Annotated in this window: 8 protein-coding genes; 3 read left to right on the top strand and 5 right to left on the bottom strand. The window is 39.8% G+C overall.

Going from position 1 to position 13,031, the window contains the following annotated elements; genetic code table 11:
• Positions 1-62: 62 nt before the first annotated feature.
• On the bottom strand, positions 63-1,346 hold the full coding sequence (locus ACO05G_RS06640) for a sodium:proton antiporter (RefSeq protein WP_348281352.1): 1,284 nt from the start codon (positions 1,344-1,346) through the stop codon (positions 63-65).
• 105 nt (positions 1,347-1,451) lie between these two features.
• Here ACO05G_RS06640 and ACO05G_RS06635 point away from each other — a divergent pair, with 105 nt between their 5' ends.
• The gene (locus ACO05G_RS06635) at positions 1,452-2,813 is read left to right on the top strand and encodes a D-alanyl-D-alanine carboxypeptidase (RefSeq protein WP_421765250.1); all 1,362 of its coding nucleotides are present in this window, start codon (positions 1,452-1,454) and stop codon (positions 2,811-2,813) included.
• Here ACO05G_RS06635 and ACO05G_RS06630 read toward each other — a convergent pair.
• From ACO05G_RS06630 to ACO05G_RS06620, 3 genes are read right to left on the bottom strand one after another with little or no spacing between them, the layout of a single operon-like run.
• The gene (locus tag ACO05G_RS06630) at positions 2,807-4,183 is read right to left on the bottom strand and encodes a TolC family protein (protein ID WP_348281354.1); all 1,377 of its coding nucleotides are present in this window, start codon (positions 4,181-4,183) and stop codon (positions 2,807-2,809) included. The two genes, ACO05G_RS06635 and ACO05G_RS06630, sit on opposite strands and share 7 nt — an antisense overlap.
• A gap of 21 nt (positions 4,184-4,204) precedes the next feature.
• Positions 4,205-7,408 (bottom strand): efflux RND transporter permease subunit, encoded by a 3,204-nt coding sequence (locus ACO05G_RS06625; protein WP_421765249.1) that lies wholly within the window; start codon positions 7,406-7,408, stop codon positions 4,205-4,207.
• A gap of 11 nt (positions 7,409-7,419) precedes the next feature.
• Positions 7,420-8,616, bottom strand: coding sequence for an efflux RND transporter periplasmic adaptor subunit (locus ACO05G_RS06620; RefSeq protein WP_421765248.1), 1,197 nt, complete (start codon positions 8,614-8,616; stop codon positions 7,420-7,422).
• A gap of 118 nt (positions 8,617-8,734) precedes the next feature.
• Between ACO05G_RS06620 and msrB the strand changes: the two genes are divergently transcribed.
• A complete protein-coding gene (gene msrB / locus ACO05G_RS06615) occupies positions 8,735-9,133 on the top strand; it encodes a peptide-methionine (R)-S-oxide reductase MsrB (protein WP_421765247.1) in 399 nt (132 codons plus the stop codon).
• On the opposite strand, the gene ACO05G_RS06610 is transcribed toward msrB, so the two are convergent.
• Positions 9,130-9,693, bottom strand: a complete 564-nt coding sequence (locus tag ACO05G_RS06610; protein ID WP_421765246.1) for a hypothetical protein — start codon at positions 9,691-9,693, stop codon at positions 9,130-9,132. The genes msrB and ACO05G_RS06610 overlap by 4 nt on opposite strands.
• A gap of 213 nt (positions 9,694-9,906) precedes the next feature.
• Between ACO05G_RS06610 and ACO05G_RS06605 the strand changes: the two genes are divergently transcribed.
• Complete coding sequence (locus tag ACO05G_RS06605) at positions 9,907-13,020, top strand: WD40/YVTN/BNR-like repeat-containing protein (RefSeq protein ID WP_421765245.1); 3,114 nt, start codon at positions 9,907-9,909, stop codon at positions 13,018-13,020.
• Positions 13,021-13,031 lie beyond the last annotated feature (11 nt).

The following is a 13,031-nucleotide window of genomic DNA, read 5'->3' as shown; positions in this document are numbered from 1 at the left end:
AAGTAGTTAAATCCTCAATTCGCGAAGTTCATAAATTTTAACGAAAACCGGGTATTCCTCGCTTATTTTTTTAGTAGAGCCCCGATTGTCAACCCTTGAACTAAAATTGAGAATACCACCACACAATAAGTTGTAAATAGAATTATGTCTTTTACCTCATCTGGGAAAGCAAGGTCTGTCAATGACAGTGCCAGGGCTACTGAAATTCCTCCTCTTAATCCACCCCACGTCAATATTTGGATGGTTTTTGGCTCAAACGTCCTGAATCGTCTCATCGCTGTGATAGGTATACTAACACCCAAGAATCTAGCGAAAAGAACAAGCACAATTCCGATTCCGCCTATCGCCAGGTTACTTAACGTAAATGACTCTGCTATTACAAGCATTTCAAGTCCTATGAGGATAAAGAGTATGGCATTAAGCGCTTCATCCAACAAGTGCCAAAATTTAAAGACATATTCTCCTGTGGCATTAGCAAGATGTTCATCTCTTCCCTGATTACCGATGAATAATCCCATTACCACCATTGCCAAAGGAGCTGATACATGGATCATTTCTGATAATCTTCCTCCTACCATTACCAACGTCAGTGTAACCAGAACCTCGAGTTCGACATGATCATTGTCAATAAAGTTGAGAAGCTTAAATCCTGCGAAACCAAAAATCGCTCCTAACAGAAGCCCGCCAAATACCTCCTTACTAAAAAGAAGTGCTACACTTGCAGCCGTAATTTCTCCTGATCCGTGTCCTCCCACTTCATGAATTCCTGCCTGAGCTTTAGCAATTCCCAAAATCGTTAAAAATATTACTACGCCTACACCATCATTAAAAAGTGATTCTCCTGCGATTTTAATTTCCAATTTCTTAGAAAGTCCGAATTGTTTTGTAAGTGCTAAAACCGCAATCGGATCTGTTGGTGATATTAGCGCACCAAAAAGCAGACAATAAATCAGATCAATTTCGTATCCCAGAATAAAAGGGAAAATTTTATAAACAAGAAACCCAACCAGGAATGTAGACATCAATGTACCAATGGTGGCAAGTATGATTACAGGTACACGTTCTTCAATAAGCTTATTTAAATTGGTTGACAATGCACCGGCGAACAACAAAAAGTTCAGCATGACATTCATGAGTACTTCCTCGAAATCGAATTCTGCAATAATATGTTCAGCTCCCTCGGTTATGGAAGGAAAGAAGTAGCCAAGAACCAGAATGGAAAGTGACATTACCAACGCAATAAACATCAACCCAATAGTCGATGGTAGCTTTAGCACTGTGATATTGATTAGGGTAAAGGCGGCTGCTAAGAAAATCAGAAGGGTAATCAGTTCTAATATACTCATTGGTGACTTGGTAGATGTTTCTTTTGGTTTAGATTAGTGTAGCAAAATAAATAAATAAAGAGTACGAAAAAAATTACGTTACTTGAATGGAAAAATAGTTCCAAAATGCTCAGCAAGCTAATTATTTACCTGATTCCTTATTCAACCAGACACTCAGTTATAAGAAAAATATATGAAAAAAGTAAAATTCTAATTGTCGTTCTGTTTTTGATTTCGAGTTGTTCCAGTGTTAAGCAGCTAGCGATTGAGAAAGATGTGAATCAAATCCTCAATCAATCGGAAGTGTTTTCAAAACAATTCACCGGTTTTAGTCTTTACGATATTGAGACAGAGAAATTCATAGCTTCTCATAATTCTACACTAAAATTTACACCTGCGTCAAATACGAAAATCCTAACAGCTTATTGTGTTTTAAAATCTTTTAAAGACTCACTTGCATCTCTTTTATATCAAAAATTAGATACGGGCCTTTTAATCCAACCCATGGCTAATCCAACTTTTTTATACGAGCCATTTAAAAATCAAAAATCCTACGATCTGCTTAGAAGTTTTGATTCCATTTATATCAATTGGCCTGACGTGGAAACCTCACCATATGGTTCAGGGTGGGCCTGGGATGACTATCGATATGATTATCAAGCCCAAATTAGTTGGTGGCCGATATATGGCAATACAGTGAGTATTAAAAAGCAAGATGAGCAGATTATCATCACTCCAGGATTTTTTACTGAGTATGTTGAAATTTTGACCGATGAAAATGAAGGGGAAAGGGTTGAACGAGATCTTAGATATAATTCATTCAATGTTTTTTTTGAAAGTGATACAACGGATTATGAAAGAATAATTCCGTTTGATTATTCAGTGGAGCTCCTTTTAAAACTCCTATCCGATACACTTGGAAATCAGGTAAAATTGACTCAACAAGCTCTTATAAATCCTGACACACTATATGCTCATCACTTAGACACCATTCTTACTAAAATGCTAAAACCAAGTGATAATTTTCTGGCTGAGCAACTGTTGTTGATGGCAGCTAACACCAATGGATTTAGTTCCACTGACCTTTTTATTGATCATGTAAAAAATACCTGGCTTTTTGAGCTTACGGATTTTGTGTGGGTTGATGGATCAGGACTTTCCCGCTACAATTTAATCGCTCCAGTAGATCAGGTCAGACTGTTGAAAAAATGCTACGATGAATTCGGTTGGGATCGAATGACAACCATACTCCCTACAGGTGGAGAAGGGACACTTGAAGAACTTTATTTAACAGCTGATAACGAAATGCCTTTCATTTTTGGAAAAACAGGTACATTGAGTAACAATCACAGTCTCAGTGGGTATTTGGTGACAAAGTCAGGAAAGCGTCTGATTTTTTCCTTTATGAACAATCACTACACCAAGCCTACCCAGGAGATCAAAAATGCGATGGAGCAATTTCTAATCGAAATCAAGAACGCCTACTGATTATATTCTCGAATAAGCCCTCCAGTTAATCGCATTAGTGTAACTTTTGAATCAATCAGATTGTATACTGCTTGTAACTCTAAAATAGCTGCAGATAAATAATTGTTCTGGACATCCCTAAAATCAAATGAGTTGATTGACCCATTCTTAAATTTCTCTTCTGAATTTTGAAGGTTGATCTCTGCCGCTTCCCTTCTTCGTTGATTTATTGCTAAAAGTTGCTTTCGGACCAAATACTGATCATAAGCTGAAGCCAAATCCCGCTCTATGCTTTTCTTTAATTGATCGATACGGATGTTTCCAATATCTTCCTGGATGTAAGCATTTCTAATGGCCCTATTTATCCGATCACCATCAAAAAGGGTGAAAGAAAGTGTGAAGTTGGCAAAATAGGTTCCAGTCTTAGAAATAAGTGGTTCAGGTGGATTTTGATAATCAGGATTCGGCCCGGAATAACGTGCGTCGGTTAGATTGCTCACATTCCTATTCCAATTGTAGCCTCCATTTAAGGATAAAGTAGGATATCGGGAAGATTGCTGAAGCGCCGTATTGGTCTGAAGTACCGTCTGAGAAAGGTAAATTTTCTTGAGATCTACGTTTTTATTAAAAGCTGCATTTGAGAGTTCTGTAAAGTCATAAGTGAAATCTTCAATCATTAGTGAATCTGACAATTGGTATTGTCGGTTAATGTTTTCTTCAACTAACAACAAGTTTAGATTTCTAAAGGCATTGTTAAGTGCCAGCTGCTGATTTAATACTAAAACCGAGTCTGTCAGGTAATTATTTTCTTCCAATAACATATCAGAAGTTACAGCACCTCCCAGATCATATTTTGTTTGTATGTAATCATATTTGTCTGATGACAGGTTTAACTGTTTTTGAAACTCTCCTAACCTCCGCTGTTCTAAAACAGCGACGTAATACCCGAGAATAATTGATTGTATCGTATTTGAAATAACAACATCCGCATTTTGCTCAGACTCTGCCTGAAGCTGATCCAACCTTCTTTTGCTGATTATGGCTCTATTCCCTTGAAAAATATTCCAGGTAACAGTCACCCCTGGTGTCATTCCATATGTTCGCTGGTTGTTCAGCTCAAACCCCGGAAATAGCTGTCCTCCAAAAAACAGATTGTCAGACTGCTGATTTCGAACAGAATTTTGGCTTTGAACATTTAAGTTGACAGTTGGGAGTCTACCTGCTTCTCCCCACGTATTATTGTTAGTAGCCACCTCCACATTCCCACTTTCTATTCGAATACCATAATTCCGCTGTAATCCAATCTGAATAGCGTCTGATAATGAAAGTGGTTGTTGGCTACTTGCCTGAAATAGGCATAATATTCCAAGTGAAAAAATTAGTTTCTTCATGTTAAGTTATCCTTATTATGATTAAGCTGACTCTTTATATTCTTCCATTCTACGCTCATCAATGAGCACCCGTTCCACATCCTCACGTGAAGGTTTTTCACCTGTCCAAAGCCACTTCGCATATCTTCTCAAGTCATTCGCAATCAAAATAAATACCGGGAAGAAAAGCAATATGATAATTGTTCCAAATAGTACCCCATATGCTACAGAGATGGCCATCGGAATAAGAAATTGTGCCTGAAAACTGGTTTCTTTAATCAAAGGATAAAGCCCCAATACTGTTGTTAAAGAAGTTAGCATAATAGGTCTGAACCTGGCTATGCCGGCATTGTATGCCGCCTGGTAAACCGATTGTCCTTCAACTTTCACCAAAGAATTGAACTTTGACAGGAACACTACCGCATCATTGATAATTACACCCATAAGTGCGATCATTCCCCATAGACTGAGCATAGAAACCGGTTTTGGTGTGGCGCTAATCCACGTTTCAATTCCATGACCCAGAATACCTGAAAACCAACCAAGTGGTACCATCAAAATAATGAGGATAGCCTGGTATACAGATCGAAAATTGATCATCAATATGAATAAGATCACAATAAATGCCCCTAGAAAGTAAGTGCCCATTTCGCCGGCCGATCTTGCTCTTTCTTCAGCCTGTCCACCATAATCGACCCTAACCGTTGGGAATCTTGCCAACATCTTAGGTACTATATCTTTTTCCACCTTTTCGAGGATCACATTGGCATCACCAAATGGATCTACCATATCTGCTTCAACAGTAACCGAACGTGATGCTTCATAATGCTTGATGCCAGAAACACCACGATTGATTTCATAGTCGGCAAGCTGTGTAAGCGGATATTCACGATCTCCATCTTTGATTTTCACAGACTCCAACTGATCTATACTCTTCCGGTCTTCCTTAGGGTAGCGAACCCAAACCCTGATCTCATCATTCCCTTTCATGAATCGTTGCACCTCTTCACCAAAGAATCCCTGACGGAGTTGCTGCGTGATGTCCGTATTGCTTAAACCTAAAAAATATGCTTGTGAAAGCAGGTCCAACTGTACCTCTCTGTTGCCAATCGGAATATCATCCGTTACATCTTTAAGTGCGGGTAGCTGATCCAATTCTGAAATCAAATAATCTTTGGCTTCTGCCAACTCTTCATAATTCTTTCCGAGAATTCTGACAGAAACTGGCTTACCCCATCGGCTTCTGCCACCTATTGCAAATTTTTCCGCCTCAGGTACAGGACCAATCTCGGCTCTCAATTTGTCAATAATGTCATATTGATTGAGATCAAATTCATCCAACTCTTCATGGAAAATATTTACAAAACCAGTATGAGAACCAGACTCAAAAGATGAGCTACCAATGCTGGTAAATGTGTTTTTTACAATATCCTTATCTGTTCCTGTCTCCTCCTTCAATTTTTCATTTACCCGCCAAACAGCTTCATCAAATTTCTTTAGATAGCCTTCAACTTTATCTTCACGCTCACCAGGCTTAAAGGCTATTTCCACGTTAACGCTATTGAAAGCTATTGGTGGAAACAGTGTCGAAGGGATGATCCCGCCTCTCATCATTCCGACGATAATCATTACAAAAGCGACTACAATCGAGACAGAGATGGCTCGATATTTCATTGTAAATTTCAACGCCTGTCCATAGATCTTTATGCGCAAATAATTGATTATGCCATTTAAGAAAGATCTTATTTTATAACTCCGGGTATCTTCTTTTTTGATTGAAAGTACATTTTTGCTAGCAAGATGAGCGGGTAATACGAAAAAGGCCTCTATCAATGAGAACCCTAAACTGAAAATGACCACAATCGCCATGTCCTTCAGCATCTCAAAACCTCCCGTCAACAGCAATAACGGGGTGAATGCTACCATCGTAGTTAATATCGAGGTAAACACCGCTGGAACTACCTCCAAGGTACCTTGCACCGCTGCTTTGATTGGATTACCATGTTTTTCAAAGTGAGAATAAATATTCTCAGCAATTACAATTCCATCATCCACAAGAATACCAATCACCAAGATCATCCCAAATAAGGAAATCATATTGATGGTGAGACCTACAAAAGTGCCTAAAATGAACATTCCGAGGAACGATGAAGGAATGCCCCAAGCTACCCAAAAAGACAGCCTTAAACTCAGAAATAGTCCCAATGAAATAAGCACAAGCGTTAATCCCATTAAACCGTTTGAGGTCAGCATATCCAACCGTTGATTCAACATCGACATAAAGTCCCAGGTCATTGTCAACTGAACCGCATCATTTTTTTCATTGAACTCCTCAACATAGTTGTTGACAACTACAGAAATTTGCTCTAAATCTTCTCGTTCTAGTCTTCTAACCTCAATGAAAACTGCTCTTTTACCACTTAAGAATGATTTATTCGGCTGATCGGCAAACTTTTCCTCAATGGTAGCAATGTCTCTTAATCGTAAATTCTGCCCATTATCATTACTTCGAATAACAATATCACCGATCTTGTCTGCATCAGTGTCTTTGGCCCTGGCCCTGATTAAAATTTCTTCAGTTCTGGTCTTAACGGAACCGGCAGAAACATCGCGGTTATTGACCCTAACCGCATTTGCCACTTCTGTGAATGTGAGATTGTATCTTCTCAAAACATCTTCTGATACCTCAATAGAAATCTCCAGCTGAGGGAAACCTGAAATGCCAACCTGAGAAATAACTCCTGTAGCCAATAATTCATCTTCAACACCTTCTGCAAACTGTTTTAGCGTATTCAGATCAACATCACCTGTAAGTGCAAGCCATTGGGCGGTTGTTCTTGACTTTTGCTTTACTATAATTGGTTTCTCAGCACCAGCAGGGAACGAACTGATTCCATCAACGGAGTTTTTCACATCCGTATAAAGCTCATCAATGTCATACCCGTCAATTTTCTGAACATTGATGTTTGCGAAATTTTCTGAGGAAGTAGATGTAATCTGATAAATACCTACTACCCCTTTTAAGGCCTCCTCTATTTTTAAAGTCACTCCCTCCTCCATCTCATCAGGAGATGCGCCCGGATAGGAAACGGAAACCGTGATGTTCTTATCTTCCAGAGTAGGAAAGAACGATTTCTTGGTGTTTATCATACTTGCTACTCCACCAATAAGCGTGAGAGCTATCAGGATGTTTGCAAGTATTGGATACTTAACGAAGTACTCAATTAAACTTTTGATGAAACTCATGACTTAATTTTTTAGTTGGTTGACGCTTGTTTGCCACCACTTCCTAGTGGTACTTCATTACTTTCTCCAGTCTCAAGATCAATATCTGTTACGTCCCTTTTAAAAGCTTTCATATTATTATAAGCCCCCAAAAGTGGCTCCACGACCAATTGTTCACCTTGATTTAGTCCATTAAAGATTGCATCTTCTTCTGAAAGGCGAATCACGTTGATACTCCTCTTCTTTAGCAAACTGTCCTGTAGAACAAAAACTTCATTTCCGTTATAAATCGCATTTCTTGGCATGATCATACCGTCTTTTACAGTCCTTGCAGGAATAGATGCCTGAAAGAACTGGCCGTCATAAATTTTTTGACCATTTGGGAAAATGGAAACAAAGACATCCACTGATTGGGTATTCTGATTCACATAATCGCTAACGCGAGTCACCTCCCCTTTCCAGTATTGTTGTGATTCCTTTGAAAAAATCTCCACAGGAGAACCAACCTGAATCCAAGCAATATCACGTGTTTCTACCGCCGCTTTCATTTCATATATTCCGGAGCGTAAGATTTTTCCAATTCGAGTACCTGCATTGACGAAAGAGCCCGATTGAATAGCTACTTCCATGATACTACCAGAAAAAAGCGCATAATATCTATGCTTTTCGAGTCTTACTTCCGCACTCTTAATTGAATAGTAAGCAGAATAAATCCCTTTCGTTGCTAAGAAGGTCTTTTCCTTTGTGGTCTTTGTTTCAGGAAGCTCAGGAAAAGGTTTGTTGATATTCAACCCATCAAAATAGGCTTGCCATTTATCGTAGTTGACGTTGAAATCAATCTTAAGGTCAGGTAATATCCCTGCCAGATCGCGAAGGAAGTTACTCTTTTGGCTCTTAAGCGTCAGCGCCGCTTCTTCATCATCTATTTTATAGATTAGCTGTCCCTTCTTAAAGGATTCGCCTTCTTTTAGTCGCACATTCCCCTGTGACATCCTGCCAGAAACTTCGGAGATCAAATCAAGCACCTGGGCATTTTCAACCCGGCCAAAGGTGATCACATCTGTTTTTAGATCATTGTATTTTACAGCCTTCGTTGTAACATACTTCCTAGCCTGAGGAGGCTTTCTTATTTGTGGCTCATCCTTAAGAGTAGCCAGATATTCATTCAAGCCATACGATGCTGCTACGATTACAACAGCTAGCACGATTATAATTTGTCTCTTCTTCATTAGTTGTCCTTTTCGGAAAGGTTTCGAACTTTCTAATGCAAAATTGACTTACTTAGTTGCGTTTAAATGAAAATATTTGATGAGTGGGGTAATACGATCATAAACAGTAGAATAGCTAATGGAAAAAATCAATAAATCCGAAGAAGAATGGAAAAAACAGCTCTCAGATGAACAATATCAAATCCTGAGGGAGAAAGGCACTGAGAGGCCCTGGACGGGAGCACTATTGGAAAATAAGGACAAGGGAATTTATGAATGTGCCGGGTGTGGAAATGAACTCTACTCTTCAGAAACTAAATACGATTCTGGGTCCGGATGGCCAAGCTTTTATGATCCCATCTCTGCTGAAGCAGTTGACTTTGAGAAGGACAAATCCTTTGGAATGGTAAGAACTGAGGTTAAATGTGGGAGATGTGGGAGTCACTTGGGTCACATATTTCCTGATGGACCGGAACCAAGTGGTCAGAGGTATTGCATGAATTCCGGTGCACTAAACTTCAAGAAAGAGAGCAGCTAAGCAACTGTATTAAGCTTGGTAATGCGCACGAAGTTGTCGTCGATCATCCATAAAAAGTGAGGTGCAATATTCACCACAGCCCCATTAAGCGTTGATTTAACGAAAAATCCGGTCTGATTTTGTTCATTTTCATTTTCCAGATATGAGTTAACTAATTCCCCCTTCATATTGCGCACGATAGGAACCTCCCCTATAACTTCAACACCCAGGAAATCTGAAAGTGCAGCTATGGACATGTTTGCAATTAAGTTCTCGATTTCTGACATGAAATCATTGCGCATCATTTTGTGATGTGACGCCCTGGAATGGGTGATGTTTTCAGGCAAACACACTTGATTTATCAAATCCATCTCATGACTATTGATCACAAAATAAAAAGCACCGTTGATCTCCCCTCTAAAAGCTACTTTCATCAGGTTCACCTTAAACCTCCCTAAGTCATCAAATTCATGTAGCGGCTTGAGTATTCCTTCTCCATACTGAATTAATTTAGGATTAACCCTAATCTTAAGCATTTGCCCCATCGATTGAGCAGCCTTACTCAATGATTCGGAAATCATTTCCTCTATAATTTCTAGATGTATTTCTGATAAATTCCCTCTGCTCACAACTGTTTTATGGAATAATTCAATTCAAAATTATCAAAAGGTAAAGTTAAATATGGAAGAAAAGTTCATTCTCTCCATCCACATCATAAAATAACCTCTAGTGTAGCTCACATGAATCAAGATATAGTAGAATTATTAACTTCAAACAAACTAAAACCTAAATGTATGAAGAAGATATTGCTTGCCATTGCCATAATGGCGCTCATTTCATTTGAAGGAGAGTCCCAAAGGAGAAAGGGAAAATCCACACCACAAACTCCAACTTATGAAAGTGAATTGTATAATGGAATTCAGTGGAGAAATATTGGTCCGTTTAGAGGCGGTAGATCAGCTGCTGTAACTGGTGTTCCTGGAAAACCTAACCTTTTCTACATGGGTGCAACCGGAGGAGGTGTTTGGCGTACCAAAGATGCCGGCAGTACCTGGGAAAACATTTCAGATGGTTTTTTCGGAGGCTCGATCGGAGCTGTCGCCGTAAGCGAATGGGATAATAATGTCATCTATGTGGGTGGCGGAGAAGTCACCGTGCGAGGAAATGTCTCATCCGGATGGGGCATGTGGAAATCAGTGGATGCGGGAACGACATGGCAGGAAATAGGGATGAAAAACGCCCGTCATATCCCTCGGATTAGAATTCATCCAAAAAACCCTGATTTAGTTTACGCTGCAGTGATGGGAGATTTATACAAATCATCATCAGAGCGAGGTGTTTACAGAAGTAAGGATGGTGGGCAAACCTGGGAACGAATCTTGTTTGCTAACGCAGACGCTGGAGCCGTTGACTTGACATTTGACCCAAATAATCCACGAATCCTTTATGCCTCTACCTGGAGAATAAGAAGAACACCGTACAGCCTGGAAAGTGGTGGCGATGGATCTGCCCTATGGAAAAGTACGGACGGAGGTGATACCTGGACTAACATTTCCGAAAATGAGGGTTTACCAGGGGGAACATGGGGAATCTCGGGAGTTACCGTTTCACCGGTCAACTCTGATCGAGTCTGGGCCATCATAGAAAATAATGATGGAGGTGTCTATCGATCAGACGATGCTGGCAAAACCTGGAGAAGAATCAATAAAGAAAGAAAACTAAGACAAAGAGCATGGTATTACACTCGCATATATGCTGATTCTCAGGATGAGGATATCGTATATGTGATGAATGTCAGATACCATAAATCAACAGATGGAGGCAGAACCTATGAAACGTATAATGCGCCACATGGAGATCATCACGATTTTTGGGTAGCACCTGAGGACAATCAGCGAATGATTATTGGTGATGACGGAGGAGCTCAGGTATCTTTTGATGCAGGTGAAAATTGGTCTACCTATTACAACCAACCAACTGCTCAGTTTTACCGTGTCACCACAGATGACTCCTTCCCCTACCGCATATATGGGGCACAACAAGATAATTCCACGGTAAGAATTGATCACCGAACCAATGGACGGTTCCTTGGAGAGGATGACTGGGAGTCAACAGCTGGTGGAGAGAGTGCACATATTGCACCTGATCCAGATAACAATGATATCGTTTATGGTGGAAGCTATGATGGGTTTCTCACGAGAGTAGATCATGAAAACGAACAAATACGAGCCGTAAACGTTTGGCCGGATAATCCGATGGGACATGGTGCTGAAGGTTTTAAGTACAGGTTCCAGTGGAACTTCCCAATATTTTTCTCTCCTCACAACCCTGATAAATTATACACGGCATCTAATCAACTACACGTATCTACCAATGAAGGTCAGACATGGGAAATAATCAGTCCGGACCTAACTCGGAATGATCCAAGTAAACTGGGCTCCTCGGGAGGTCCTATTACAAAGGATAACACGAGTGTAGAATACTATTGCACCATTTTCGCAGCAGTGGAGTCGTATCATGAGGAAGGTGTTATCTGGGCAGGTTCAGATGATGGGCTTGTTCATGTGACTAAAGATGGAGGAGATAATTGGACCAATGTTACCCCTGCGGGAATGCCTGAATGGATGATGATTAATAGCGTGGAAATCGATCCGTTTAACAAAGGAGGATTATACATAGCTGGTACACGATATAAACTTGGGGACTATGCTCCTTACCTTTATAAAACAGAGGACTATGGTCAAACCTGGAAGAAAATCACCAGTGGAATTCCTTCAGAGCATTTTACCAGGGTTTTAAGAGCTGATCCAAATCAGAAAGGTTTGCTATATGCAGGTACTGAAGCGGGCATGTATGTTTCATTTAATGATGGTGCTAGCTGGCAGCCATTCCAAATGAATTTACCAATTGTTCCGATTACTGACCTTGCGATCAAAGACAATAATTTGATAGCAGCAACCCAAGGTAGAAGTTTTTGGATGATTGATGATCTAACTCCATTGCATCAGTTGAATGAGGCAAACGGTAAATCTCATTACCTGTATAAGCCTATGGACAGCTACCGCATGGGAGGTGGAAATGGAAGAACTTCAAAAACAGCCGGAACTAACCACCCCGGAGGTGTGATTGTGAATTATTTTGTGAAGGATACTGCTTCAACAGATACTATCTCTGTTAGCTTCCATGAAGCTGATGGTGATGTAATCAAGACATACTCCACGCATCCTGATAAGAAAGCTGAAGAAGAGAAGCTGGAGGTTAAACCAGGCTTTAATTCCATGAACTGGAACCTTCGATATGATGGTGCTAAAACATTTGATGGCATGATTCTATGGTGGGCAACTACTCAGGGACCTATGGCAGCTCCTGGCGATTATAAAGTGAAAATGAGTGTGAATGGGACAGACATCATGCATGATTTCAAGTTATTAGCAGATCCAAGAAGTGAGTCTGCACAAGCAGATTATCAGGCACAGTTTGATTTTCTTATCAAAGTGAGAGACAAGCTAACGGAGACTCATGAGGCTATCATCAACATTAGAAAAGCAAAAGCACAGATCAATGATGTAATGAAGAAAGCCGACAATGAGGAAATCAGCAAGCTTGGAAAAGCAATTGTTAAGGACATGTCTGAGATAGAAAAAGCGCTTTATCAAACCAAAAATGAAAGTGGCCAGGACCCACTTAATTTCCCTATTCGATTGAACAATAAACTTGGTCATTTAGGATCTCTTTCAGGAATGGGCAATTTCAGACCTACTGATTCTGCAATTGAATACTTCAATGAAGTCACTTCACTTATTGATGAACAGTTAAATTCACTTGAAGGAATATTTAATGAAAGAATTGATGAATTTAATCAAGCTGTAAAAGAAGCAGAAGTTGCTGCTGTGAAGCTCGATGAATAGGATCAAATCAA

The organism is Ekhidna sp., assembly GCF_965227465.1.
GTDB lineage: Bacteria > Bacteroidota > Bacteroidia > Cytophagales > Cyclobacteriaceae > Ekhidna.
Note: the sequence above shows the minus strand (reverse complement) of the source record. Positions and strands in the feature narration are given on the sequence as shown.

Excerpts from the sequence above, each read along its gene's own strand:
- ACO05G_RS06630 (WP_348281354.1), bottom strand. The coding sequence starts at position 4,183 with ATGAAGAAACTAATTTTTTCACTTGGAATATTATGCCTATTTCAGGCA.
- ACO05G_RS06620 (WP_421765248.1), bottom strand. The coding sequence starts at position 8,616 with ATGAAGAAGAGACAAATTATAATCGTGCTAGCTGTTGTAATCGTAGCA.
- msrB (WP_421765247.1), top strand. The coding sequence starts at position 8,735 with ATGGAAAAAATCAATAAATCCGAAGAAGAATGGAAAAAACAGCTCTCA.
- ACO05G_RS06635 (WP_421765250.1), top strand. The coding sequence starts at position 1,452 with ATGCTCAGCAAGCTAATTATTTACCTGATTCCTTATTCAACCAGACAC.
- ACO05G_RS06625 (WP_421765249.1), bottom strand. The coding sequence starts at position 7,408 with ATGAGTTTCATCAAAAGTTTAATTGAGTACTTCGTTAAGTATCCAATA.
- ACO05G_RS06610 (WP_421765246.1), bottom strand. The coding sequence starts at position 9,693 with ATGATTTCCGAATCATTGAGTAAGGCTGCTCAATCGATGGGGCAAATG.
- ACO05G_RS06640 (WP_348281352.1), bottom strand. The coding sequence starts at position 1,346 with ATGAGTATATTAGAACTGATTACCCTTCTGATTTTCTTAGCAGCCGCC.
- ACO05G_RS06605 (WP_421765245.1), top strand. The coding sequence starts at position 9,907 with ATGAAGAAGATATTGCTTGCCATTGCCATAATGGCGCTCATTTCATTT.